Origin of the sequence: Alteromonas sp. ALT199 (genome assembly GCF_018619335.1) — a bacterium.
Classification (GTDB): domain Bacteria; phylum Pseudomonadota; class Gammaproteobacteria; order Enterobacterales; family Alteromonadaceae; genus Alteromonas.
In genome coordinates this window covers 32650-58314 of sequence record NZ_JAHHDX010000039.1, presented here as the reverse complement: position 1 = coordinate 58314, position 25665 = coordinate 32650, and the positions used below count along the sequence as shown (strand labels likewise).

Annotated in this window: 22 protein-coding genes; 3 read left to right on the top strand and 19 right to left on the bottom strand. The window is 45.8% G+C overall.

What is annotated here, in order from left to right; translation table 11 throughout:
* The first annotated feature begins 58 nt into the window (after positions 1-58).
* The 3 genes from zapD to KL866_RS04215 all read left to right on the top strand — a co-directional run bounded on the left by zapD (position 59) and on the right by KL866_RS04215 (position 2307).
* Entirely contained in the window at positions 59-811 is a 753-nt protein-coding gene (gene zapD, locus KL866_RS04225; RefSeq protein ID WP_025256134.1) for a cell division protein ZapD, read from the top strand.
* 87 nt (positions 812-898) lie between these two features.
* Positions 899-1126, top strand: coding sequence for a DNA gyrase inhibitor YacG (yacG, locus tag KL866_RS04220; protein ID WP_061486400.1), 228 nt, complete (start codon positions 899-901; stop codon positions 1124-1126).
* Between the two features lie 308 nt (positions 1127-1434).
* Positions 1435-2307 (top strand): aspartoacylase, encoded by an 873-nt coding sequence (locus KL866_RS04215; protein ID WP_025256136.1) that lies wholly within the window; start codon positions 1435-1437, stop codon positions 2305-2307.
* A 189-nt stretch (positions 2308-2496) separates the two neighbouring features.
* Here the strand turns inward: KL866_RS04215 and mutT are convergent, their stop codons facing one another.
* The 19 genes from mutT to mraZ form a co-directional block, all read right to left on the bottom strand.
* Positions 2497-2877, bottom strand: coding sequence for an 8-oxo-dGTP diphosphatase MutT (gene mutT, locus KL866_RS04210; protein ID WP_025256137.1), 381 nt, complete (start codon positions 2875-2877; stop codon positions 2497-2499).
* Positions 2877-5585 (bottom strand): preprotein translocase subunit SecA, encoded by a 2709-nt coding sequence (gene secA / locus KL866_RS04205; RefSeq protein WP_025256138.1) that lies wholly within the window; start codon positions 5583-5585, stop codon positions 2877-2879. The genes mutT and secA overlap by 1 nt, the downstream gene beginning before the upstream one ends.
* Positions 5586-5763: 178 nt before the next feature.
* A complete protein-coding gene (locus KL866_RS04200; protein WP_025256139.1) occupies positions 5764-6642 on the bottom strand; it encodes a M23 family metallopeptidase in 879 nt (292 codons plus the stop codon).
* A gap of 184 nt (positions 6643-6826) precedes the next feature.
* Positions 6827-7738 carry a UDP-3-O-acyl-N-acetylglucosamine deacetylase gene (gene lpxC, locus KL866_RS04195; RefSeq protein WP_025256140.1) on the bottom strand — a complete coding sequence of 304 codons (912 nt, stop codon included), beginning with the start codon at positions 7736-7738 and terminating at the stop codon, positions 6827-6829.
* A gap of 212 nt (positions 7739-7950) precedes the next feature.
* Positions 7951-9117: a cell division protein FtsZ gene (ftsZ, locus tag KL866_RS04190; RefSeq protein WP_025256141.1), complete on the bottom strand. Its 1167-nt coding sequence runs from the start codon at positions 9115-9117 to the stop codon at positions 7951-7953.
* 107 nt (positions 9118-9224) lie between these two features.
* Complete coding sequence (gene ftsA, locus KL866_RS04185) at positions 9225-10454, bottom strand: cell division protein FtsA (protein WP_014980043.1); 1230 nt, start codon at positions 10452-10454, stop codon at positions 9225-9227.
* 7 nt (positions 10455-10461) lie between these two features.
* Positions 10462-11232 (bottom strand): cell division protein FtsQ/DivIB, encoded by a 771-nt coding sequence (locus tag KL866_RS04180; protein WP_025256142.1) that lies wholly within the window; start codon positions 11230-11232, stop codon positions 10462-10464.
* Positions 11233-11234: 2 nt separating this feature from the next.
* Complete coding sequence (locus tag KL866_RS04175; protein WP_214993589.1) at positions 11235-12218, bottom strand: D-alanine--D-alanine ligase; 984 nt, start codon at positions 12216-12218, stop codon at positions 11235-11237.
* Between the two features lies 1 nt (position 12219).
* On the bottom strand, positions 12220-13665 hold the full coding sequence (gene murC, locus KL866_RS04170; RefSeq protein ID WP_025256144.1) for a UDP-N-acetylmuramate--L-alanine ligase: 1446 nt from the start codon (positions 13663-13665) through the stop codon (positions 12220-12222).
* Complete coding sequence (murG, locus tag KL866_RS04165; protein WP_214993587.1) at positions 13665-14795, bottom strand: undecaprenyldiphospho-muramoylpentapeptide beta-N-acetylglucosaminyltransferase; 1131 nt, start codon at positions 14793-14795, stop codon at positions 13665-13667. Before murG ends, murC begins: the two co-directional genes overlap by 1 nt.
* On the bottom strand, positions 14788-16197 hold the full coding sequence (ftsW, locus tag KL866_RS04160) for a cell division protein FtsW (RefSeq protein ID WP_214993585.1): 1410 nt from the start codon (positions 16195-16197) through the stop codon (positions 14788-14790). Before ftsW ends, murG begins: the two co-directional genes overlap by 8 nt.
* On the bottom strand, positions 16194-17696 hold the full coding sequence (murD, locus tag KL866_RS04155) for a UDP-N-acetylmuramoyl-L-alanine--D-glutamate ligase (RefSeq protein ID WP_214993583.1): 1503 nt from the start codon (positions 17694-17696) through the stop codon (positions 16194-16196). Before murD ends, ftsW begins: the two co-directional genes overlap by 4 nt.
* Before the next feature lie 21 nt (positions 17697-17717).
* Complete coding sequence (mraY, locus tag KL866_RS04150) at positions 17718-18800, bottom strand: phospho-N-acetylmuramoyl-pentapeptide-transferase (RefSeq protein WP_025256148.1); 1083 nt, start codon at positions 18798-18800, stop codon at positions 17718-17720.
* A complete protein-coding gene (gene murF / locus KL866_RS04145) occupies positions 18794-20203 on the bottom strand; it encodes a UDP-N-acetylmuramoyl-tripeptide--D-alanyl-D-alanine ligase (RefSeq protein WP_025256149.1) in 1410 nt (469 codons plus the stop codon). The genes mraY and murF overlap by 7 nt, the downstream gene beginning before the upstream one ends.
* Positions 20200-21765: a UDP-N-acetylmuramoyl-L-alanyl-D-glutamate--2,6-diaminopimelate ligase gene (locus KL866_RS04140; protein WP_214993581.1), complete on the bottom strand. Its 1566-nt coding sequence runs from the start codon at positions 21763-21765 to the stop codon at positions 20200-20202. The genes murF and KL866_RS04140 overlap by 4 nt, the downstream gene beginning before the upstream one ends.
* Positions 21755-23530 carry a penicillin-binding protein 2 gene (locus tag KL866_RS04135; protein ID WP_214993579.1) on the bottom strand — a complete coding sequence of 592 codons (1776 nt, stop codon included), beginning with the start codon at positions 23528-23530 and terminating at the stop codon, positions 21755-21757. Before KL866_RS04135 ends, KL866_RS04140 begins: the two co-directional genes overlap by 11 nt.
* Complete coding sequence (gene ftsL, locus KL866_RS04130) at positions 23527-23862, bottom strand: cell division protein FtsL (protein ID WP_025256152.1); 336 nt, start codon at positions 23860-23862, stop codon at positions 23527-23529. Before ftsL ends, KL866_RS04135 begins: the two co-directional genes overlap by 4 nt.
* Positions 23859-24800: a 16S rRNA (cytosine(1402)-N(4))-methyltransferase RsmH gene (gene rsmH / locus KL866_RS04125; protein WP_025256153.1), complete on the bottom strand. Its 942-nt coding sequence runs from the start codon at positions 24798-24800 to the stop codon at positions 23859-23861. The genes ftsL and rsmH overlap by 4 nt, the downstream gene beginning before the upstream one ends.
* Positions 24797-25255, bottom strand: coding sequence for a division/cell wall cluster transcriptional repressor MraZ (mraZ, locus tag KL866_RS04120; protein WP_025256154.1), 459 nt, complete (start codon positions 25253-25255; stop codon positions 24797-24799). The genes rsmH and mraZ overlap by 4 nt, the downstream gene beginning before the upstream one ends.
* Positions 25256-25665 lie beyond the last annotated feature (410 nt).

Here is a 25665-nt window from a genome sequence, read left to right as displayed (position 1 = left end):
CGCTGCCCTATTAGTTCGTAGTGCAGTTTGTTTAAGTCTATGTGTTTTAAGGGGTTCCATGGGTAGCGCTGTATTCGAGTTTCCACTAAAGGAAAAAGTACGTAACTATTTACGTGTTGAGCAGCTGCTTGGGCAACTTAAAATTACCGCGAAGTCAGAACACACTCATCTTCAACTTGTTTTCTTTGAGCAACTTTTTGAACTTCTCGACCTTATAGAAAGGCTCGACCTTCGCTCAGACTTAACTAAAGATCTTGATGCACACGAAAAGAATTTGGTGTACTGGTCTAAGCACCCCAAAATAGACAGTACGGCCTTAGAGCAAGCCTTAAAAACCGTACTCACCTTGAGGCAAAAGCTTAAGACTGATCGCCGTTTTGGTAGCATACTGAAAGACGATAAATTGCTAAGCGCCATAAGACAGCGGTTTGCCATACCCGGTGGCGCATGTAGTTTCGACCTGCCTAATTTACACTTCTGGTTACAGCAACCACTCGAACAGCGGCAAACTGAAATTGCACAATGGTTAGACACCCTAGGGCTTCTTGACGATGCTATTGCGGTCAGCTTATCGTTTATTCGCGAGCGAGGCCAGTTTGTAAACGCGGTGGCAGATAACGGCTTTTACCAAGGCGCTGCGGAAGACAAAAACGAACTTATTCGCGTAAAATGTAGTGTAGATGAAGGCTATTACCCAACATTAAGCGGGAATAAATACCGTTACGCCCTACGTTTTATGTTGTTTTCGCCGCAAGAAGGGCAAACCGGCGCGGTGGAAAACAGTATTCAGTTTCGTTTAGCGGCCTGCTAAACTTCGTTCTTATTCAATATTTTTCGTCTTGGATAGCGTTAATTCTTTTTAACGCTACCGCAAAGACGTATTTCACTGGAGTCTATTATGGAAGTGAAATGTCCTATTTGTGCCAAACAAGTTGTTTGGGCGCCAACAAGCGAATATCGCCCTTTTTGTAGCAAGAAGTGTCAGCTTATCGACCTAGGTGAGTGGGCAGCAGAAGATAGAAAAATTACCGGTAAGCCAGCAGAAGATGCCACGCCCAAACATATTGATGTAGAAGAAATTGAGGCAATGTTGGCGCAGCAGTCTGATGACTTCTTTAAACACTAAGTGGCTAAACACTTTTTCCGATAATAGACGATACCTAATTAAGTAAATTCGCGTGCTGACGTGTTTTCGTCCCCGATTCCTTGGTGTAGTATCAAGTCATTCAGAATCAGGTAGTTCAGAGTCAGGTAGTTGAAAGGAAGCTGAATGGCTTCTCATTATAATATGGGTATATTGCTGGCAAAATCTTAGGCTAAGCTTAAATAGCTAGCGATAGCCTTTCATGCCTTGTTTAGACCCATCTGGGCCTATCTGGGCTCTTATATATACACTGACCTACCGCTTCTTCACACTAGTAAAAAGGAATAGTAATGTTTAACTCTATCGCGCTTGTTGGTGGAACTCATGGCAATGAAACCAGTGGTATTCAGCTTATTCAAAACTGGCAACAGTTTGGGCTACCTTCGCGATTTAGTGAGCTTAATGTTTCATTAAGCATAGCCAACGAAGCAGCCCTTGCTGCTAACGTGCGCTTTGTAGAAGAAGACTTAAATAGGCAGTTTACCTTCGAGGGTTTAGCCAGTGATAACTCTTCCAAAGAAGCGGTACTTGCCAAATCTTTGAATGAGAAATTTGGTCCAAAAGGCGACTCAAATACCGACTTTGTTATTGATATTCACAACACCACTAGCGAGATGGGCGCTACGCTGATAATTTTAGAAGCGGATGAGTTTCATATCCAGCTAGCGCGGTTCGTTAAGCAGCAAATGCCTGAAGCAAATATATTGGTGGAAGATGAGAAACCTTATCTTGAGCACGGCTATATGTGTACTACCGGTAAGAAAGGCGTAATGATTGAGGTTGGTGGACAGCCTCAAGGTGTGTTGCGAGAAGATGTGTACCTTTTAACACAAACTATGGCTGAAGCCATTTTAGATTTTTGTGTAGCCTATAATAATCAAGAAATAAAAACGGACGCACTACCAAGGTGTGAAGCGTTTCGCTTGGGGGAAAACATCAATTTTCCTTTAGATAAAAATGGCAAGCGCACCGCTATGGTTCATCATTCATTACAAGACAATGACTTTAAGCCCTTGTTACCAGGCTCTCCCATGTTTAGAACCTTTGATGGCAAAGATGTTCTTTGGGAGGGTAAAAATGAAACCTACCCTCATTTCATCAACGAAGCGGCGTATTTCAAACTGGATGTTGCGTTTGCCACGTCTGAACGTATTGACTTGTAGTAGCTGTAGGCAGCGACGCGCTGAAGGGGCGTTCAGGTCTGCATGAGCGCGCCTCCTAATTGAGAAAGTGGTTAATGAGCATAACGCTGCTTTGAAGACATAATGTGTTTAACTTTGCGTTAAAACTATGCTCAAGGCACGTCAGAGAGTGAATAAAAAATGGCCACATTTTGATGTGGCCATTTTTTGTTACTGCAATGCTTTTATAATGGGAACATTCGCTTCTGGAAAGTCTTCGGCGTTAAGTGCCTTTACATTAACCCATCGAGACTGCTGCCCCTCTTTACCATGAGGCTCACCGGTAAAGTCATAAACGCGATGGACGTCTAGCTTAACTTGCTTATCGCCATAATCATGGGTGATAACAATAACAGGTTCGCTGCGGTTCACGCTAATCCCTACTTCTTCAGCAAGCTCACGCTTTAATGCCTGAAGCACGCTTTCACCTTCTTCCACTTTACCGCCAGGAAATTCCCACTTACCGCCTTGATGAACATTGTCTGGGCGAAGGGTAATGAATATTTCATCGCCGCGGGCGATTACGCCCACAGCAACATGTACTACTTTCATTACTTAAGCTTACCGTGACACTGCTTGTATTTCTTACCAGAACCACAAGGGCAAGGGTCGTTACGACCTACTTTAGCGCCTTCACGAACTTGCGTACGTACTTTGTCACTTGCCTCTTCAGGCGCAGCGTTTGCTTCTTCGTGTTCGAAGTTTTTAGGAACATCGTCAGCCTGACGACGTTGCTCTTCTACTTTTTGCACGTCTTCTTCGGCTTGTACCTTAACGCGGGCAAGAATGGTTATAACCTCAACCTTAAGTGCTTCTAGCATTTGCGAGAACAATTCAAACGATTCACGCTTATACTCTTGCTTAGGATTTTTCTGTGCATAGCCACGAAGGTGAATACCTTGACGTAGGTGGTCCATTGCCGCCAAATGCTCTTTCCAGTGGCTGTCTAAGTTTTGCAGCATTACCGCTTTCTCGAACTGGCGTAGCACCTGTTCACCCACAACCTCTTCTTTTTGCTTATAGGCACTTACCACTTCGCCTAAAATACGCTCACGCAGCTTCTCTTCATACAGTTTGTCATCATTTTCAAGCCATGTCTTAATAGGCAGATCTACCGCAAAGTCAGCACGCATGCGCTCTTCTAGGCCGCTCACGTCCCACATTTCTTCCAGAGATTGAGGTGGAATGTATTCGTCTACTACACCTGAGATAACATCTTCACGGATAGCAGCGATAGTTTCGCTGATATCGCCTTCATCAAGAAGCTCATTACGTTGTTCGTAAATGACTTTACGCTGATCGTTAGCTACATCATCGTATTCAAGTAATTGTTTACGAATATCGAAGTTACGGCCTTCTACTTTGCGTTGCGCATTTTCAATAGCCCGTGTTACCCAAGGGTGCTCAATCGCTTCACCACGCTCCATACCTAAACGCTTCATCATATTGCCCATCTTTTCAGAGGCAAATATACGCATTAGGGCGTCGTCTAATGAAAGGTAGAAACGGCTTGAACCCGGGTCTCCCTGACGGCCTGATCGACCACGAAGTTGGTTATCAATACGACGAGATTCGTGACGCTCTGTACCAATAATGTGAAGACCGCCTGACGCTAGAACTGCGTCATGACTTTCTTTCCATGCCGCTTTTACTTTTTCAATTTGCGCTTCAGTCGGATTTTCAATTTTCTCTAGCTCAGCCTGCCAGTTACCACCTAATACGATATCGGTACCACGGCCAGCCATGTTAGTCGCAATGGTTACAGCACCAGGCTTACCAGCCTGCGCAACAATATCGGCTTCATGTTCGTGGAACTTAGCGTTTAGTACCTTATGAGGGATTTTCGATTTTTTAAGAATACGAGAAATGAGCTCTGAGTTCTCAATAGAAACCGTACCTACAAGCGTGGGCTGTCCTCGTTTAACACACTCTTTAATGTCTTCAACAATGGCTTCGTATTTCTCTTCTGCAGTTAGGTAAATTAGGTCTGCATTGTCTTTACGCTGCATAGGGCGGTTTGTTGGAATTACTACCGTTTCTAAGCCGTAAATATGATTAAATTCGAAAGCTTCTGTGTCGGCAGTACCTGTCATACCCGCAAGCTTGTTGTACAAGCGGAAGTAATTCTGGAACGTAATTGACGCTAGGGTCTGGTTTTCGTTTTGAATACGAACCCCTTCTTTCGCTTCTACGGCTTGGTGTAAACCTTCAGACCAACGTCGACCTTCCATTGTGCGGCCCGTATGCTCATCAACGATTACGATCTGATCTTCTTTAACGATGTAGTCAACATCTTTGGCAAATAGCTTATGCGCACGAAGTGCAGCATTGATGTGATGAAGTAGTGAGATGTTGCCTGCAGCAAACAGTGACTCGCCTTCTGGAAGCATACCTTCTTCATGAAGAATTTCTTCTACATGAATTTGACCACGCTCGGTTAGATGGATCTGCTTTGCTTTTAGGTCAATAGTGTAATCGCCGTCACCTTCCTGACCTTCTTCATCTTCTTTTTCTTGCTGAACAAGTTTAGGAATAATGACGTTAATACGACGGTAAAGCTCTGAGCTATCTTCAGCCTGACCAGAGATGATTAGGGGCGTACGGGCTTCGTCGATAAGAATTGAGTCAACTTCATCCACTACAGCATAATTAAGCGGGCGCTGAACGCGGTCTTGAGGGCTAAACGCCATATTGTCACGCAGGTAGTCAAAACCAAACTCGTTGTTGGTACCGTAGGTAACATCTGCTTGGTAAGCGTCGCGCTTTTGCTCGGGTGACATGCCCGGTACGTTGCAACCTACACGCATACCTAAAAACATGAATAATTGATTACTCCACTCAGCATCACGACGTGCTAGGTAGTCATTTACGGTAACAACGTGAACACCTTTGCCCGATAGTGCGTTAAGGTAAGTTGGCAAAGTAGCCGTAAGGGTTTTACCTTCACCTGTACGCATTTCTGAGATTTTACCTTCGTGCAGTACTTGACCACCTAGCATTTGCACGTCGAAGTGGCGCATGCCATAAACACGTTTACTGGCTTCACGCACCGTTGCAAAAGCTTCGACTAGAAGACTATCTAGGCTTTCACCCTTCTCGATACGAGCTTTAAATTCGTCAGTTTTAGCCTTTAGCGCCTCATCGGAAAGCTTTTCATATTCTGCTTCCAGTGCATTAATGGCATCTACGTTTTTGCGTAATTTTTTTAATAGTCGGTCGTTTCTACTACCGAATACTTTTCGAAGGATGCTTGAAAACATTAGCTTTTTTATTCCAATACTTGTCGAGGCGCCGTACAGCGTGCACAGCTACATTAAACGTATAAAACACAACAGTACCCTGTTGTATTTGGCGATGTTCTAAAATTATGCTTCATCGTTACACACTACCTTTGCTAAAAAGGCCTTGTTAACGTGAATTACCTGGCTGCTACCTAGTCTACTTTTTGTAAACGAAAGGCAGAGGATCGACTTGTTTTCCGTTTCTTATTACTTCGTAGTGAACATGAACGCCCGTAGAGCGCCCCGTATTGCCCATTTTTGCGATAGGTTCCCCTTTGGTTACCACATCGCCTATTGAAACAGTAAGGGTATTGTTGTGTCCGTATCGGGTAACAAAACCATCACCGTGATCAATTTCTACTAGTTGGCCGTAGCCGCTGCGTTCACCCGCCCAGGTCACAATGCCCGCGGCCGTTGCCACAACGTGCTCACCTGCTTTACCCGCGAAGTCTAAACCTTTATGCATAGTAGGTTCGCCAGTAAACGGGTCGGCCCGCATACCATAATAAGAAGACAACCACCCTGACTCTATCGGACGACCAGATAATTGGCTCTGTTCGTTGATATGGTGACCCCGCACCAAACTTTCAAGCATAGACAACTGTTGAGACTTTAAATCAAGCGATTGCTCTAGTTTGGCTATTTCATGAAGGATGGGGTCGTTATGGAGGTTATCCGGTATCGATACCGGTACGAAAGCGTCCAGGTCAGCCGCTGACATACCTAATTCTGTTGCGATTTGCTTGCCCTTCTCATCAAGTAGCGTGGCCTGAGCCGATAATTCTGCTACGTAAGAAAGCAAAGCTTTTAGTTTAACTGTGGTTTGTTGCTTAAGTGCTTCAACGTCTTTTTTATTTTCACTAACTTCAGTTTGCGCTAAGCGCACACGAGAAATATCTTCAGACATCGATTCCGTTGAGCGACTCGAGACCAGCATAAAAATAGATGAGAGCACGGTTGCGCTCACAAGCGTACGGACACTAATACTGTGCCTGTAACGTTTATTTTTACCTGCTAATGTAATTGTTAGTCTCATACCACGAAGAAAATTTCTGTTTCACGCCTTTGCAAATGTGTTTTTAGCCAAAGGCGAGTACCTTCAACTGATGATTTTTGTGTCACAAGGGTGAAATTTATATTAATTATTCGGCTACTGTATCATTTATTACAGTAATTGCCATATGAAAAAAAGCCGCCCGTTAGGCGGCTTTTCTAAATTTCTACGCTAGCGCGGGTTGAGCATAACGAATTGGTGCAGTTTCCTGCGAGTCGTACGTCACAAACTCCCAACACTCTTTCTGTGCCAGTACAGCGTTTAATAACTTGTTGTTCAAGCCATGGCCCGTTTTATATGCGCGCAATTCACCAATTAAGCTATGGCCGCCAAGATACAAATCACCGATAGCATCCAATATTTTATGCTTCAAGAATTCGTCATCGTAACGTAATCCTTCTGGGTTCAATACGCGAAATTCATCTAACGCTACCGCGTTTTCCATGCTGCCACCTAATGCTAGGTTATTGGCATTCATGTACTCCAAATCGCGCATGAAGCCGAAGGTACGAGCACGGCTCACTTCATTAACATACGAGCATGAATCAAAGTCCATAGTCATATGCTGACGAGTTTGGCTAATCACCGGGTGATCAAAGTCAATTTGGAAGTCAACGCGGAAACCGTCATAGGGCACTAATTCGGCCCACTTATCGCCCTCTTCTACGCGAACAGGCTTTTTAATACGGATAAATTGCTTAGGCGCATTCAGTTCTTCAATACCGGCAGATTGAAGCAAAAATACAAACGGGCTAGCACTTCCGTCCATAATTGGTAGCTCGTTACTGTCTACTTCAACAATAATATTGTCGATACCTAAGCCTGCTAACGCAGAGGCTAAATGTTCTACCGTTTGGATAGTCACACCATCTTCGTTATTAAGACACGTACACAGCATGGTGTTACCTACCGCGTTCGCACGCGAAGGTATGTCAACATGTGGTTCAAGGTCAACACGCCTAAACACGATACCCGTGTTTGCTGGCGCAGGTCGGAGAGTCATTGTGACCTTTTCCCCTTTATGAAGCCCAATTCCGGTTTCTTGAACCGATTGCTTGATTGTACGTTGTCTAATCATGTGCTTAAGCTTTTACCTATTAAAAAAGCGGGCGCGAATTATAGTGAGTTATTACTCACATGTCAAAAAGCACCCGTTCTGACGGATTTCACTCAGTCAGATTGCGAATTTTTTTGACCCTTTCACGCGAATTTATCACGTCGTGTAAATACACCTTAACAAGTGAGACAACACAAACGTAAAATAATTCCCTTCCTTTTCAGGCAGCTAAATTAGTCTGCCTGTTTGCGAAGAAACGCAGGAATATCCAAATACTCCAAATCGTTGTCTGGCTGTGCACTATCATCGGCTTTAAGCGCTTGGTTACCCTCTGTACCACCTACAGCTGAACGCGGCTCACTTGTTTGTGCACTACCGTATTCTTTTGCTGGCGTTGTAAGGCGAGAACCTTCAGAGCTTACCAATGAAATGTCAGGCTTGCGCTCTGCGCCAATACCGGTTGCAACAACCGTTACGCGAAGTTCATCTGTCATTTCCATATCGATAACGGTACCTACAACAACTGTCGCGTTTTCAGATGCGAATGCTTTAACCGCATTACCTACAGTTTCAAACTCGTCAATAGCGAAATCTGGTCCTGCCGTGATATTAACAAGAATTCCGCGCGCACCTGACAGGTCGATATCTTCAAGCAATGGGCTGGCAATTGCTGCTTCTGCTGCTTCTTCAGCACGGTCTGGACCACTTGCTGCACCGCTACCCATCATGGCTTTACCCATCTCAGACATAACAGTACGTACGTCTGCAAAGTCGACGTTGATCAAACCAGGGCGGGTAATTAACTCGGCAATGCCTTGAACCGCACCGCGTAGTACATCATTTGCTGCGCTAAACGCTTGCAGCAATGGCGTACCTGGCCCCATGACTTTTAGTAACTTTTCATTAGGAATGGTAATTAACGAGTCAACGTTGTTAGCAAGCTCTACCGTGCCTTGCTCTGCGAAAGAGGTACGTTTTTTACCTTCAAATGGGAACGGCTTAGTAACCACGGCTACCGTTAAAATACCCATTTCACGGGCAATCTTAGCGACTTCTGGCGCAGCTCCCGTTCCTGTACCACCGCCCATACCGGCAGTGATGAAAACCATATCGGCACCATCTAACGCCTGACGAATGGTTTCTCTGTCTTCTTGCGCAGCTTCGCGACCAATATTTGGATCGGCACCTGCACCTAATCCTTTGGTTACGCTTGAACCAATTTGAAGCGTAACGTCAGCATTTGAGCTACGAAGCACCTGTGCGTCTGTGTTAACTGCAATAAACTCTACGCCTTCGATGCTGTGAGACACCATGTGCTCAACGGCATTACCACCGCCACCACCGACACCGATGACTTTTATTACGGCTTCTTCGCCGTGACTATCCATTAATTCGAACATACTTACTCTCCGGTTGTACGTCTTTTTAAACACTACGCCAGGTCATTCCCTTAGGCTAATTGCTTCCTGCTAGCCTCAATGCCGTAGCTATAGCGCCCCCAAAAAAATTAAAATTCACCTTTAAACCAGCTTTGCACTCGATGAAATAAGCTTTCACCGGTTTTCTGCGTACTGGACTTCTTATTATCAGATTGTACTTTGCCATATTGCAGCAGTCCTACGACTGTCGCAAAACCAGCGTCATCAACGTATTCAGATAACCCTTTTACGTTAATGGGTTTGCCCACGCGCACGGGCATCTGGAAAAGTTCTTCAGCAAATTCAACAGCACCTTCCATCTTAGCGGTACCACCAGTAAGTACAAGGCCTGCTGCAATTTGTTCTTCCAGACCGCTGGCGCGAATTTCATCATGCACCAGCTCAAAAAGTTCTTGATAGCGAGGCTCAATAACCTCTGCTAACGTATGGCGAGACATGACTCTAGCCGGGCGTCCACCGACACTAGGCACTTCAATACTGTCTTCCATACTCACCATATCTTTCAATGCACAGGCGTAATTCACCTTTATTTCTTCAGCATTGCTGATTGGTGTTCTAAATATTTTTGCAATGTCGCTGGTAATTTGATTACCTGCGACCGGTATAACTGCGGTGTGACGTATAGCGCCGTCAGTATAGATAACCATATCCATAGTGCCGCCACCGATATCCACTACACAAACACCCAGCTCACGCTCATCGTCTGTTAACACTGCGTAACTTGATGCCAATGCTGAGAAAATCAATTGATCGGCATTGAGTTCGCAACGCTCTACGCATTTCACCATGTTTTTCGCCATATCATCAGCGCAGGTAATAATGTGAGCATCAGCTTCCATTCTTACGCCTGACATACCGATAGGGTTTTTAATGCCTTCCTGTACATCAATAGTAAACTCTTGAGGTAACACGTGAAGCAAACGGCGTTCTGCAGCAATAGGCACACTGCGGGCCGCATGAATAACGTTATCTACATCCTCTTGTGTTACTTCTTGGTTGTTAATCGGTACCATGCCATTTTCGTTTTGGCATTTAACGTGTCGTCCCGAGATAGACATGAAAACTGAAGACACACGGCAATCTGCCATTAACTCCATCTCGTTTACAGCACGCTGTACCGACTTAACGACCAGGTTTAAATCGTTAACGCCGCCCTTATCCATGCCTTTAGATGCATGGGTGCCCACGCCAACAATACTGATTTGATCATCTTCTAGTAATTCACCCACCACAGCCTTTACTTGGCTGGTGCCGATATCTAGCCCTACAATCAAATTGCGTTCAGCAGGTTTTGACATGGTTTCCTTAACTCTCTTCATCTGTGGCGCTGTCGTCTTTCCATCCGACTGCTACGCCCGTGTCATAGCGAAGGTCGACGTATTTCACCGCCTTCTCTTGTTGCGCCAAAAGTGGATAAACATCAATAAACCGTTGTAGCCTATCGATAAACTCCTGACGCCCTAAATTCAATTTAATGCCGTTTTTCAACTGCACTTGCCATGCAAATCGTTCGCTTAACGACAACTCGTCTAGCATCATATCCGTTGTCGCAATCAGCGCGTGCATCGCGTTGTAGCCTTCAAGGGCTGTTTTTTCACTGCCCCCCGGACCGTACAGGCGCGGTAAGTCCAGCTTCACGCCTTCGTCGTTAAACGTATCGCCATAAGGGTTTAACAACAAATCTTCATTCCATTGCGCAACAGGCTGCTGCTCAACCAAATAAATCTTTAACGTATTTGGCCACTTCTTTCTTACTGAAGCGCGATAGACCCAAGGCTGCGCTTCCACAAGTTCAAACACCTCGTTAACGTCAAGCGCGAAAAAGCTTCCAGGCTGCGCTTTACGTATTAAGCGCTCAAGCTTGGTAATATCGATGTGCTGATAATCACCAGAAAAATCGATAACCTGTACCGGCATTTGCTGTTCATCTTGCATATACTGGTTTGCTCTAAGCCCGCCAAAAACTAATCCTGCAACAACAAACAGTAAGAAAGCAACGCCGCCCCATACCGCTGTTTTGCTTTTGCCTTCTTTTTCTAAAGCAGGCTTATTTTGATTAGCATTGGTATCAGCCACGCTTACGCCTTGTTTGCAATGTCATCAAAACTGGTAGAAAGAATACTTAGCACCAGTTCGTCAAATGTTAATCCTGCAACTTTGGCGGCCTTTGGCACCAAACTCTTTTCTGTCATGCCAGGTACTGTGTTTGCCTCTAGCAAATAAAATTGCCTTTGGTTGTCCTGCATTACATCAATTCTGCCCCAGCCACTGCCAGAAATAGCGTCGAAAGCACGAGATGCCAGTTTTGCTAGCTGTGCTTCTTGCTCTTCAGACAAGCCGCTTGGGCAGTAGTATTCTGTTGTATTATCCTGATATTTCGCAGCATAATCATAGAATGTATGTGGAGTAGACATGCGAATAGACGGCAACGCCTGCCCCTGTAACACAGAAATAGTGAACTCCGGGCCATCTATATACTGCTCTAACAGGACTTGATTATCGTATTTAAAAGCGTCCTGAATGGCAGTTTCGAGCTGTTTAGCGCTTGTCACTCTCGCCATGCCAATACTCGACCCTTCTCTGGCCGGTTTTACCATGACTTCATTCCCCAATTTATCCATTATAGCGCTGCACTTACCAGCTTCAAAGTGCCTTTTATCAGCAATTTCATATTTTGCAGTGGGTAAACCTAAACTTTGCCACACTTGCTTGGTGTGAATTTTGTCCATTGCCAGCGCAGAGCCTAAAACAGGGCTTCCCGTGTAGGGAATTTTTAAGAACTGAAGGGCGCCTTGCATAGAGCCATCTTCACCGCCGCGACCGTGTAGCATAATTAGCGCTCTATCGACGTTTAAGTCGAGAAGATCAGTGAGCGGTCGCTCTGCTGGGTCAAACGCGAAGGCATCTACGCCCTGCCTTAAAAGTGCGTTTAACACAGCGTTCCCCGAATTTAGAGATACTTCGCGCTCGGCAGAATCACCACCAAGCAGCACAGCCACTTTGCCATACTCACTTGGGGTATGTGTTTTTTGTGAGTGAATACTTACTGAAGGTGCAAACATTTTATTCCCCTTCCCTTGCAAGCATTTTAGGCTCTAGCTGATGACTTGCTAATAGCTTAGCAATTTGGCCAATATTGCCTGCCCCCTGGGTCATAACAATGTCGCCATCTTGCATAATATTCGCCAAAATAGCTGGTAAGGCGTCTTTATCACCCGCATAGACAGGCTCTATCTGACCGCGCTGACGAATTGAACGACATAGTGCTTTACTGTCAGCGCCTTCAATAGGCTGCTCACTGGCGGCGTACACATCAAGTAGCAGCAGTGCATCGACGCTCGACAATACTTCAACGAAGTCTTCATAAAGGTCACGTGTTCGCGTGAAACGGTGAGGCTGGTAAACCATAACCAATCGTCTATCTGGCCAGTTTGCGCGAGCAGCAGCAATAGTAGCCTTTACTTCCGTTGGGTGATGGCCATAGTCATCAACCAGACAAACCTCGCCTTTGCTGGTATGAAACGTTCCTAGTTGCTCGAATCGACGACCTATTCCACCAAAGCTAGCTAGTGCACGGACAATAGCATCGTCATCCACGCCTTCATCGCAAGCCACTGCAATAGCAGCTAGGGCATTAAGCACATTGTGATTGCCGGTGAGGTTTAACGTAATATCTAAGGGTTCACGCTCTGGGCGAATAACGGTAAAATTCGCTTTGCCGAATGACAAAGTAATATTTTCTGCGCGATAATCGTTATGAGATTCAAAACCGTAGGTAAGAATGCTACGCCCAATACGAGGGCGAATCTCTTGGATATTCGCATCGTCACCACACACGATGGCCTGCCCGTAAAACGGTAGATTCGACAAAAATTCAACAAAAGTATCTTTTACCTTCGAGAAGTCTCCACCATAGGTATCCATGTGATCCGCTTCAATATTGGTCACAACCGATACCATAGGCTGCAAATGAAGGAACGACGCGTCGCTTTCATCAGCTTCAGCAATAAGATAGCGACTTTTGCCTAAACGCGCATTCGTACCGGCACTATTGAGCAATCCACCGATAACAAACGTAGGGTCATACTGCGCTTCGGCGAAAATCGTCGAGATTAAACTGGTTGTGGTAGTTTTGCCGTGCGTACCCGCCACCGCAATACCGTGACGGAAGCGCATTAGCTCCGCTAACATTTCGGCGCGGCGAATAATTGGAATACGCTTTTCACGAGCAACAATAATTTCAGGGTTTTGCTCATTGATAGCGCTAGACACCACAATGACGTCCATACCTTCGACATTTTCCGCTCGATGGCCTATTTTCACATCAGCGCCTAATTCGGTTAAGCGCTGGGTCATTGGCCCTTCTTGAATGTCAGAGCCAGCAATAGCATAACCTTCGTTCAGTAATACTTCCGCAATACCGCCCATACCGGCACCGCCGATGCCAATAAAGAATATATTTTTTACCCTGCGCATTTGCGGGCTTTCAAATGGGGTTTTAAAAACCATTAGTCCCCTACTCCTACCACGCTTTTAACGTGGCTTACTACATTTTCCGTGGCATGGGTACTTGCACATGTTTTCGCAATAGCACCCATTTTTAAGCAGCCTTCAGGGTGTTGTAACCACTGACGTACCGCCTGCCCTAAACTATCTTTCAATACTGATTGAGCAATCATTAATGCCGCATTTTGCTTTACTAACGACTGCGCATTTTTCGTTTGGTGATCATCAACCGCAAACGGGAGCGGTACAAAAATAGCGGCGCGCCCTGCAGCTGCAACTTCACTTACCGTTAGCGCACCGGCTCTACAAACAATGAAATCGGCCCATTCGTAGGCTGCGGCCATGTCATCGATAAAATCGCTCACAACAACTTTCGCCATATCAGCGCCTACAGATTTATAAGCTTGAGTAACTCTTTCACTATTACCTTTACCGCACTGGTGCTTTATAGATAAGCCTTCTAGTACACCACATGCCTCAGGCACAGTTTCATTCAGAATTTGGGCGCCTAAACTTCCGCCAACCACAAGCATATTTAAACCCTGCTCGTACTCACTGGTATTTTCAAGAGTGTTTGCACGAGCGCCTGCGTTAATATCTGCAGCTTTAGGCATCACCTGCCAAATTTCATCGCGAACTGGATTACCTACAGTATGCACCTTAGTGGCAACTCCTGAAAATTGTTCTTTAGCATCGTTAAAGCCAAGTAAAACGAGGTTTGCGAATTTACTAAGTAACTTATTTGTCATGCCAGCTGCGGCATTTTGCTCGTGAATAATAACAGGAATACCTAGGCTCTTTGCTGCCACACCACCTGGGCCGCTGGCATAGCCGCCAAACCCAACAACCACATCAGGCTGAAGACGTTTAATGATTCGTCTTGCAGAGAACAAGCTTTTCACTAAGGCAACGGCACCTTGAAGACGAGCCGATATTCCTTTACCACGAAGCCCTTTTACTGGAATAAAGTGAATAGGAATATCATGCTTAGGCACAACTTGTGCTTCCATCCGTTCGGCGGTACCTAGCCAGTGAATATCCCACCCTTCATTTCGAAGCGCGTTTGCCACTGCAAGACCGGGGAATACATGCCCGCCTGTTCCACCTGCCATAATCAAGCAACGCTTAGTCATTGTCCGCCTCCTGCGCTACTCGCGCCAGTATGGCTTTAATGCCAGCTTTACCTTCATCTTCCGCGGTTGATGTTTTTACTGCGGGCTTAGCTTCCACGGTGGATGATGAAAAATCTTCATCATCGGTGCTTTTTTCTGGTTTAGCCGTTTCCTTAGCCTGAGCTTCGTTTGAAGAAATAGGCTTTTTGCGACGGGCCTTTTTCTTGCCGTCCTTACCATCGCCTCGGCCGATTGCTTGTACGCCATCAACACGTAGTTCAAAATCAATACGAAGGAGTATGGCTACCGCCACTGACATAACAATAAGTGACGAGCCGCCGTAGCTGACAAGCGGCAAGGTTAACCCTTTGGTTGGCAGAATACCGGCACTTGCGCCAATATTTACCGCCGTTTGAAAACTAAACCATATGCCGATGCTGTAAGCCAAATAGCCGTCAAACGCGCGCCCTTTTTCAAGTGCCCTATTTCCAATATTTAATGCGCGTAACACCATCCATAAAATAAGACCTAGTACCGCAAGTACACCGGCAAAGCCGAGCTCTTCTGCCAAAATGGCCATAACAAAGTCGGTGTGTGCTTCAGGCAAAAACTCAAGCTTTTGTAAGCTATTGCCTAGGCCTTGCCCGAACCAATTACCTCGACCATAAGCCATTAAAGACTGAGTTAGCTGATAGCCTGCACCAAACGGATCGGCCCAAGGGTCTAAAAAGGAGGTTACCCGCTTCATTCGGTATTCTTCAAACACGATAAGCGCTACAACCGCCAATATGCCTGCAAACACCAGTGCGAAGAACTGCCACAGTCGTGCACCCGCTAAAAATAGCAAGCCAATCGTGGTTGCAAACATCACGACAACGGTCCCCAAGTCTGGCTGAAGCAGTAACAACATAGCCAGTGCAAAAAACACCACAAGGGGCTTAATAAAGCCCTTCAAGTTCTCGGTAACTTCCTCGTATCGGCGAACGAGATAGCCTGCCAAATACGCAAAGAAAAAGAGCTTGGCCGGTTCGGCCGCTTGAATGGTTATGGGCCCAATCGCCAACCAACGGGTACTACCGTTTACGGTTCTTCCCACTACCAGTACTGCTAGTAATAGCGCGATAGCCGCAAGCAGAAGGTAGGGGTTGGTCATGCGCCAAAACTGCATAGGCAAATTCAGAACGATCATTGCGGCAATGATCGCCCCAACAATATAAATACCGTGACGAATGGCAAAGTAGAATGGATTGTCGTGTAGCCTATCTGCCACCGGCATAGATGCTGATGTAACAATAACAACACCGATGCTCATCAGAGCCAGCGCAATCAAAATGAGAGTGACATCATACGGATGCGTTGCCGAAGGTTTTCCGTCGTGCTTCGCGGCAAATAACGCACTAAGTTTGGTAGAGGCAGCTATCATGATGCAGCCTCCACAGTAGCGTTGTTCTGACTGTGTAAATTATGTAGGTCGTATACATCTTGTTTAAACACGTCACCGCGATGCATATAGTTCTTAAACATATCTAAGCTGGCACACGCAGGCGAGAGCATTACCACATCACTAGGAGCAGCGAGCCTTGTTGCCGCTTTAACTGCATCTTTCATGGTTGCCACGCACGTTGCATGAGCAAAACTCTTTTCGAACAGATGTGCATCTTTGCCCAAAGCAAACACATGGGCCACATGCTGGTTTAGATAAGGCGCCAGATTCTCCATATCCGCACCTTTGGCGTCACCACCGGCAATAAGAATAAGTTTACCCTCTATAGTAGGGCCTATTCCTTCTAGGGCTGCTATGGTGGCACCAATATTAGTTGCTTTAGAATCGTCGATATAGCGAACGTTGTTTACACGGGCTATTTCCACACAGCGGTGAGGTGCAGATTTAAAGCTGTGTAAATGTTTAATCGCTCTTTCAGGCGAAACACCAAGCTGAAGGCAAATGCCTAATGCAGCCATAATATTTAGTACGTTATGCATACCCACTAAATGAATATCGCTAAGGGCAATGAGCTTTTCGCCGTTAAACGTAATATACAGGCTTTGTTTATCTTCAAAACCACTGCGGCCATCTTCAAATGGTGCAATCGCAAAACCGGTAGACGATTCGCCTAATCCATATTCAATGATGTTTCGTGTCGCCAGCAAACCTTTATTCAATGCAACGTTTGAAGCAGCATAGTGATTAGCATTACCCGCATCTACAAGTTGCTCTTCAGGCGCTACAAACTCTCCATCCCGCCATACGACAGCTGATTTAGCGTTATCAAAAATACGGTGCTTGGCATCGATATACGCCTCAAGGGTGATGTGACGATCTAGGTGATCATCGGAAATATTGAGTACTGTGGCAGCCTCAAGTAAAAGGCTTGACGTGGTTTCAAGTTGAAAACTCGATAACTCCATTACCACTACATCTGCATCGCTTTTAAATGCTTCAAGCACAGGTCGGCCCACATTACCCGCTTCAATACTTTTTACGCCGCAGGCTTTAAGCAAATGGTTCACTAATAAAGTAACCGTAGTTTTACCATTAGAGCCTGTTATGCCAACCACTCGTTTAGTTGGCATAGTGCTATTCTCAGGTGTATTTAAACGGGCGAACAGCTCCACGTCACCAATAACCTCTACTCCGCAAGATTTTGCCAAGGCAACTTGTTCAATATCAATAGCAAGTCCTGGGCTTAACACCAAGGTGTCTACACCATCGAAGTAATCTTCACTTAGGGCATTGCAAGTGACCTTATCTGCCATAAAAGCTTGCATGCCAGTATCAAGATCAGCAGGTGCAGTAAAATTAGCACGTGTATCAAACGCTTTAACCGTTGCTTTTTTTTGCAACAAAAAGCGCACGCAAGCCTGACCTGTAACACCTAGGCCACCGACTACATAACTATGCTCACGTACGTTATACGACATTACTATTTATCTCTTAACCGCTTATCTAAGTTTGAGAGTAGCTAAACCCACTAAAACTAAAATGATTGAAATTATCCAAAAACGCACGATAACACGCGGCTCTGGCCAGCCCTTCAATTCATAGTGATGGTGGATAGGCGCCATGCGGAAAATTCGCTGGCCACGCAGTTTGTAAGAACCTACCTGAAGGATGACCGACAGGGTTTCCACAACAAAAACACCACCCATAATGATTAACACCAGCTCTTGGCGCACCAGTACAGCCAGCACACCTAATGTGCCGCCTAGCGCTAGTGAGCCAACATCACCCATAAATACTTGCGCAGGATATGTGTTAAACCATAAAAATCCCAAGCCCGCACCGACCATAGCTGTACACACAATCACTAGTTCACTGGTGAGCGGAATATGTGGGATATTCAAATACTCAGCAAAGTTCGCATTACCTGTCACGTAGGCAAAAATGGCAAATGCACCTGCCACCAAAATGGTAGGAACAATAGCTAGTCCATCCAAACCATCAGTAAGGTTTACTGCGTTACTTGTACCTACAATGGCAAAGTAAGTGATGATGATAAAAAAGGCACCTAACTGTGGGAATACTTCTTTGAAGAAAGGAATGAGCAACGAAGTTTCTGCACTAATTGTAGCGCTACTGTATAAATAGAATGCTACACCCAAGGCAACTACCGATTGCCAGAAATACTTCCAGCGCGCGATAAGCCCTTTCGAATCTTTGCGGATTACTTTTCTATAATCGTCAACAAATCCGATAATACCGTAGGCCACAACCACAGTTAGGGTTACCAGCACATAGCGATTAGTCAGGTCAGCCCAAAGCAAGCCGCTAACAACAATGGCAGCAAGGATCAGCAACCCGCCCATGGTGGGTGTGCCGGATTTTGATAGATGACTTTGCGGGCCATCGTCGCGTACAGTTTGACCAATTTGCATACGCTGCAAATAACGAATCATCTTAGGGCCAATAAGAATGGCAATAAGTAACGCGGTCAACGTGCTTAAAATTGCGCGAAGAGTAAGGTATGAAAATACGTTAAACCCTGAATCGAATTGTGTCAGCCAGTCGGCTAGCCAAATTAACATGCTATTCGCTCCCGACGGCTATCGTGCTTTCCCAGCGCAGAGGCCTCGACCGCCTCTACCACGCGTTCCATTTTTGAACTGCGTGAACCTTTAACTAAAATCGAAATATCGCGCTGCTGCACTAACAAATCACTCTCCATTGCGGCCAACAAACTTTCAACATCGCTGAAATGGCCACCATTTTCATTAAACACAGCACTCGCTGATTGACTCAAAACACCCATGGTATACAGGTAATCAATTCCTTTTTGTCTAGCGTATTCCCCCACCTGCTCGTGGTAAAAACGCGCCTTTTCGCCCAACTCTTTCATGTCGCCTAGCACAAGAACACGAATACCTGAAAAGCTACTTAGCGTGTCAATTGCCGCGTTTACAGACGCCACGTTCGCATTATAGGTATCATCTAAAAGACGAACTTGTTCAGTAAGTTGTTTCACATTAAGACGGCCGCTAACTTGCTTCATGGCGAGTAAGCCATCGCGCACATTTTCTAACGTAGCGCCTACTTGAAGCGTTAGCGCAGCAGCAACAAGAGCATTGCCCACGTTATGGACACCAGGTATTGTCAGCTGAATTGCCAGGTCGCCTTGAGGACATGAAAGATGGAATGAAGCGCACCCGTCTAAGCCAATCGTGATATCTTCAGCATAGAAATCTGCACTGTTTTTCTGCTGCGGGGAAAACGTAAGCGTTTTAGTTTGTTTAAGCTTACCCTGCCAAAACTCAGCGAACTGACTGTCGACATTAACTACCGCTACGCCATTCTCATCTAAGCCTTTAAAAATTTCGCTTTTTGCCCGTGCAACACCAAGTAAACTGCCAAACCCCTCCAGGTGAGAAGCTGCAGCATTAACAATGGTTGCGACGTCAGGTTTTACTAAATTTGTGGTATAGGCAATTTCACCTAAATGATTCGCTCCAAGCTCCATTACAGCGTACTCATGCTCCGTCTCTAAACGAAGAAGAGTTAATGGCACACCAATATCATTATTGAAGTTACCGTTTGTGGCCAATACGTTACCTCTGCGGGCCAAAATGGCCGCGCACATTTCTTTGACCGTGGTTTTGCCACTGCTCCCGGTAATAGCAATAGTTTTTGGTGCTACCTGAGCCTTAACCGCCGCGCCCAGCAGACCAAGTGCCTCCTTGGTATCTTCAACCTTGATGACAGGTAGCAAGGTTTCCACGTCTTCACTTGCAATAACCGCGCTTGCTCCCGCTTTTTCTGCCGTTGAGATAAAATCGTGGCCATTAAAATTCGGGCCTTTCAAGGCTAAGTAAACTGCGCCATCTTCTAGGGTGCGGGTATCGGTACTTACTGCAGACACTTCAATATCCGCAACGTCGTTCAATAATTTTCCATTAACCTTTTCGGCTATCCATAACAGCGTTGTTGTTATCATTTGCTGTACTCCTGTTGCAGTCGCGCCACAACTGCACGTTCGTTATAGTTAGTCTTTTTATCACCGATTATTTGGTAATCTTCATGGCCTTTTCCGGCCACAATGATGATGTCGCTGTCTTGCGCATGCTCAAGACAGTGGCGAATAGCTTGCTCGCGATCGGGAATAGACACTGCCAGCTCAGAATTTTTTAAGCCCGCAATGATGTCCTTGGCGATAGACTCAGGGGATTCACTTCTGCTGTTATCTGTAGTGATCACAATAGCGTCAGCACCAACCTCGGCAGCCTGCCCCATTAACGGTCGCTTGCCTTTGTCTCTATCTCCACCACAGCCAAACACACACCACACTTTGCCCGTTGTATGGAATTTTGCGCTTAATAGCACTTTCTCTAACGCATCTGGCGTATGCGCGTAGTCCACCACTAAATTAGCAGCACCAGTTATAGGAAATACTTCCATTCGACCAGCGACGGGAGTGATAGCATTTACCGCGTTAACCACGTCATCAAAACGCTCACCTTCAGCTAGTAACGTACCTATAGCGCTAAGCACATTGCTGATATTGAACTTTCCAAATAGTGGTAGCGAAATAGCAGCGCTTCCCCACGAGCTCACTAGTTCAAAGCTACATCCACCTGCATGATAAAAAGCATTTGTGGCGAAACAATGGCGACTTTGAGGATTGTTTTGATCGCGCAGTAACACAATTTCGCTTTTACCAGCCAAGCTATTTTCGTCTATGCCAGTCCAGACTCGCGTTACAGTTTTATCTGCTGCGCCGTCCCACTTTTTGCTTTCATCATCATTAGCGTTCAGCACCACTACTTTCAAACCCGGCTGTTGAAGTAGCAAGCGCTTGGCTCTGCCATACTCTTCCATTGTGCCGTGATAATCTAAGTGGTCACGAGTAAGATTGGTGAAAACAGCGATATCGGTTTTTACTGTACCAAGACGCCCCTGAACCAATGCGTGAGAACTTGCTTCAAAAGCCGTATGGCGCACTTCGCTTTGCACAAAGTCTGCCAACAAATATTGCATACGTATGGCATCGGGCGTGGTGTTCTCCGCTGGCGTGTTCGACCACTGGGTTTCATCGCCCTCAAACACACTACTCCCTAAGGTTCCTATGCTTGCGCTACGTGTACCTAATGCGCTCTTAATCTGTGTAAGCAGTTGAACTGTAGAGGTTTTTCCGTTAGTTCCTGTCACTGCCACCGTGACCATTTTTTGTGCGGGATAGTCATAAAATGCAGCAGCTAACGCCGAGAGCATTTGTGGTAGTTCATACAGCAAAATTATGACGCTGTGGTCGCGCATTTCCATTTGACCATGGGCTCTACTGTCTTCAGTTTGCGCCAGAATTACACGAGCCCCTAAACTTATTGCTTGTGGTATAAAATCGCGACCATCACGTTCATGCCCCTTAACCGCTACAAACGCTAAGCGCGTATTCACTTCACGGCTGTCTAACGTTAAACCTTCAATGCGAATATCGGGGGCATCTACTCCAAATTTTGCTAACAAGGCTTTAATACTTTGAATAAAGGCACTAACTACCACTTTGACCTCCTTTCAATAAGCGACTTGAAGTAACCTGCTTGTCATCTGGCGTAACGTTAAGCATGTGCAGTGCACCACCCATAATTGACGAAAATACAGGTGCTGCGGTATCCCCTGCGTGATACAAATCGCCGCCGGGTTCGTTGATCAAAACAATGGTCACTAGCCTTGGGTCAGACACTGGTGCAATGCCGGCAAAAATGTTCACATACTCTTCACCGTAACCACCTGCTACCGCTTTTCGGCTTGTCCCTGTTTTCCCTGCTACGCGATATCCTGGTACCGCCGCTTTGGTTGCCGTGCCGCCGCGCTGGGTTACGCTTTCCATCATTTGAACAATGGCATTCGCGTTCTCTTCACTGATAACGCGTTCAGATTGGGCTTGCCATGAAGGTTGCTCTGGCGATTTGATAATATTTAGGGGTGTTTTAACCCCGCCATTTGCCAATGTGGAATAAAGCCTGCCAAGCTGCGCCGTGGTTACGGAAATGCCGTAACCAAATGACAGTGTGGCTAATTCAAACTCTGACCAGCGACTGCGCTCATGGAAAATACCACTGCTCTCACCCGCCATGTTAAGCCCGGTATCACTCATGAGGCCCATGTTGTAGTAAGTATCAAGCAGGAACTGTTTAGGAACAGACAGCGCCAGTTTCGATGTGCCCATGTTCGAGGAGTGCTGAATAATTTCTTCTAGCGTTAGCTCACCGTAGTTACGCGAATCTTTGACTAAGCTACCGCCCAAACGCATCCAACCCGGGTGGGTGTTTACCGAGTCTTCGGGCTCAACTTCACCGAATTCTAATGCAGTAAGCACTGCCAGTGGCTTCAATGCTGAGCCCGGCTCGAACGCATCAGTAATAACTCGGTTACGCATTCTGTGCGCAGACAGTTTGCTTCTGTCGTTCGGGTTGAAGGAAGGTGCATTAACCATTGCCAATACGTCGCCGGTTTTTACATCAATAACAATGGCTGAAGCCGAGCTTGATTGATAATAAATCATGGCTTCTTTAATTTCTTTGTAGGCTAGAGCCTGAATACGCTGGTCGATGGTCAGCTGCAGGTCACCAGCTTTTTCACCCGACTTAGTCTCTAAAATTTCAACCTGGCGGCCTTTCGCATCGCGGCGTATTTTACGAGAGCCAGGGGTGCCCGTTAGCCACTCGTTATACATACGCTCTAAGCCTTCAACACCTGTGTCATCCACATCGGTAACGCCAATTAACTGCGCCGAAACTTCACCTGTAGGATAGTAGCGGCGGCTCTCGCGACGCAGATAGATACCTGGAATATCTAGTTTATCAACGTACTCTGCCATGGCCGGCGACACCTGACGCTGTAGATAAACGAAGCGACGCTTGGGGTTAGCCACTTTTTCTTTCAATTCATTAACGTCTTGGCGCAGTACATCCGCTAGCGCTTCCCAGCGGCGCTCCTCTTTGAAGCCTTCATTTTCATGAATAATTTTTGGGTCTGCATAAATGGCACGAACAGGAACACTCACAGCTAATTCAACGCCGTTTCTGTCGGTGATAAGGCCGCGATAGGTCGGCATGTCACGGGTTCTTAAGGTACGATTGTCGCCCTGTTGAATCAGTTCGTCAGGTTCAATAACTTGAATGTAAGCTGCGCGTGCGGCTAACACGCCAAACACTAGCATGATCACAATAAGTACAACCACAAAACGCCAGTGCACTAGGCTTGGCGTTACGTTTTGCTTTGCACCTGTTTTTTTGCGTTGGCGTGAAAGGGCTGATGTACTCATTTTAACCTCACCACTACTTCATCATCTGCGGTAGCGCGGTACATTTCCAACTGCTTCTCAACCAAAGTTTCTATGCGGTTATGCTCAGTTAACGCCCGTTGTTCAAGCACCAGGTTACGCCACTCAACATCAAGCTCATCTTTCTCTTGCATGAGGTCTTCTAGTGCAATTACCTGCTGCCTGTTGTGATGACTGCTAAGCGTCACCGCCATGGCACTTACGATAACCATTAAATACAACAAAACCCGCAACTTGTTGCGGGTTAAATCTGAAACAATAATAAGCAGTAATTTAAAATTAGTGCTGTCCTTGTCTGGTGCGGCTTTGGTCATAACTTTTCTGCCACACGTAATACCGAACTGCGGGAGCGAACGTTGTTCGCAATCTCCTGTTCAGAAGGTTTTATCGCTTTGCCCAAGGCTTTAAGCACTTTATCTGCATCTATTTCAGCCTGGGTAATCGGTAAATTGTGCGGTACAACTTTCCCTTTACTTTGTTCCTTAATGAAGCGCTTTACTAAACGATCTTCTAACGAGTGAAATGAAATAACGGCTAAGCGGCCTTCTTTTTCTAACACTTGAGTGGCAGCCTTTAGGCCCACACGAAGTTGCTCAAGCTCAGCATTAATGTATATACGAATACCTTGGAATGCGCGGGTTGCAGGGTGCTTGAATTTGTCTTTTACAGGCACTGCTTCGTCAATAATTTTGGCTAATTGAGCGGTACGCGTGATAGGTGTTTCTAGGCGTGTATTTACGATAGCGTGAGCAATGCGCTTGCCGAACTTTTCTTCGCCAAACTCTTTGATGACCTGTGTAATGTCTTGCTCTTCTGCGCTAGCCAACCAATCAGCCGCGCTTTGACCGCGAGACGTGTCCATGCGCATGTCGAGCGGACCGTCGCGCAGGAAGCTAAAGCCACGCTCGGCATCATCTAGCTGTGGTGAGGACACACCTAAGTCCATTAGCACACCGTCAATCTTACCGGTTAGACCTAGTGCTTCAATTTCTTCTGCCATATCACCAAACGGTGAATGGATAATGCTAAAACGCTTATCATCAGCAAAGCGTTCCGCTGCTTTTATTGCTTGAGGGTCTCGGTCGAAGGCGATAAGACGCCCATTTTCGCCTAGAGCGTCTAAAATATGCGCTGAATGCCCACCACGTCCAAACGTAGCATCAATATAGATACCGTCCGGTTTAATCGCCAGCGCTTCAATGCATTCGTCAAGCAATACTGAAATATGTTTAAATTCGCTAGGCTGCGTCATAGAGAAAAGTCCTGTAATCGTTCGGTAAGTTCAAATTCGCCTTTGCGTTCGGTGTCTATATCAGCTTCAACTTGTTGTGCCCAAATATCGGCATCCCAAATTTCGAATTTGTTTAACTGACCAACTAACATGACTTCTTTTGAGAGTTTTGCGAAACTTCGCAGTGGAGTAGGAATAAGAATACGTCCGCTTTTATCCATCTCACCTTCAGAAGCATATCCAAGTAGCAATCGCTGCAAGCGACGCTCGGCCGGAACCATGCTTGAAAGTTTAGAGAGTTTTAGCTCAATCTCTTCCCATTCGGGAAGTGGGTAAAGCAGCAAACAACTTTGTTGTGTATCGACTGTGCAGACCAGTTGTCCCTGACAATCATCCAGCAGCGACTGACGATACTTCGTCGGTATAGCCAGTCTGCCTTTTGTATCCAGATTGATTGCGTTAGCGCCGCGGAACATTCCCCTAGCCTTTTATTATTTGCTCTTGGTTTTCTTGTTTTTTGAGTACTAATCTGCAAAGTGATGATGATTTGATCCACAATTCGCCACATTTACCCACTGAGATACAGTTTAGGTACCAATGATCCCCACTGTCAAGTAGAAAAAAGGCGTGAAAGCCGCATAAACACTGGGTTTAAACTGGTTGGATATACAGTGTTTTGAGGAAGTGTATGATTAGGCGCGTAAAAAAGATTAAAAAATATTCAGGTGGGTAAAATTAAACTTAAAATTTATCGATGAACTGCTGTTTTTATCTGATGAATGCACTTGATAACTTAAAAGCGATTTATATGAATAAATGAAAAAATGAACTACCAACCGAAGTTGATAGTTCATTGTTAGTAATTGCTAGTTATCAATAGTTGAGT

Coding starts and splice junctions, on each gene's coding strand:
- zapD (WP_025256134.1), top strand. CDS start 59: ATGGGTAGCGCTGTATTCGAGTTTCCACTAAAGGAAAAAGTACGTAAC.
- yacG (WP_061486400.1), top strand. CDS start 899: ATGGAAGTGAAATGTCCTATTTGTGCCAAACAAGTTGTTTGGGCGCCA.
- KL866_RS04215 (WP_025256136.1), top strand. CDS start 1,435: ATGTTTAACTCTATCGCGCTTGTTGGTGGAACTCATGGCAATGAAACC.
- mutT (WP_025256137.1), bottom strand. CDS start 2,877: ATGAAAGTAGTACATGTTGCTGTGGGCGTAATCGCCCGCGGCGATGAA.
- secA (WP_025256138.1), bottom strand. CDS start 5,585: ATGTTTTCAAGCATCCTTCGAAAAGTATTCGGTAGTAGAAACGACCGA.
- KL866_RS04200 (WP_025256139.1), bottom strand. CDS start 6,642: ATGAGACTAACAATTACATTAGCAGGTAAAAATAAACGTTACAGGCAC.
- lpxC (WP_025256140.1), bottom strand. CDS start 7,738: ATGATTAGACAACGTACAATCAAGCAATCGGTTCAAGAAACCGGAATT.
- ftsZ (WP_025256141.1), bottom strand. CDS start 9,117: ATGTTCGAATTAATGGATAGTCACGGCGAAGAAGCCGTAATAAAAGTC.
- ftsA (WP_014980043.1), bottom strand. CDS start 10,454: ATGTCAAAACCTGCTGAACGCAATTTGATTGTAGGGCTAGATATCGGC.
- KL866_RS04175 (WP_214993589.1), bottom strand. CDS start 12,218: ATGTTTGCACCTTCAGTAAGTATTCACTCACAAAAAACACATACCCCA.
- murC (WP_025256144.1), bottom strand. CDS start 13,665: ATGGTTTTTAAAACCCCATTTGAAAGCCCGCAAATGCGCAGGGTAAAA.
- murG (WP_214993587.1), bottom strand. CDS start 14,795: ATGACTAAGCGTTGCTTGATTATGGCAGGTGGAACAGGCGGGCATGTA.
- ftsW (WP_214993585.1), bottom strand. CDS start 16,197: ATGATAGCTGCCTCTACCAAACTTAGTGCGTTATTTGCCGCGAAGCAC.
- murD (WP_214993583.1), bottom strand. CDS start 17,696: ATGTCGTATAACGTACGTGAGCATAGTTATGTAGTCGGTGGCCTAGGT.
- mraY (WP_025256148.1), bottom strand. CDS start 18,800: ATGTTAATTTGGCTAGCCGACTGGCTGACACAATTCGATTCAGGGTTT.
- murF (WP_025256149.1), bottom strand. CDS start 20,203: ATGATAACAACAACGCTGTTATGGATAGCCGAAAAGGTTAATGGAAAA.
- KL866_RS04135 (WP_214993579.1), bottom strand. CDS start 23,530: ATGAGTACATCAGCCCTTTCACGCCAACGCAAAAAAACAGGTGCAAAG.
- ftsL (WP_025256152.1), bottom strand. CDS start 23,862: ATGACCAAAGCCGCACCAGACAAGGACAGCACTAATTTTAAATTACTG.
- rsmH (WP_025256153.1), bottom strand. CDS start 24,800: ATGACGCAGCCTAGCGAATTTAAACATATTTCAGTATTGCTTGACGAA.
- mraZ (WP_025256154.1), bottom strand. CDS start 25,255: ATGTTCCGCGGCGCTAACGCAATCAATCTGGATACAAAAGGCAGACTG.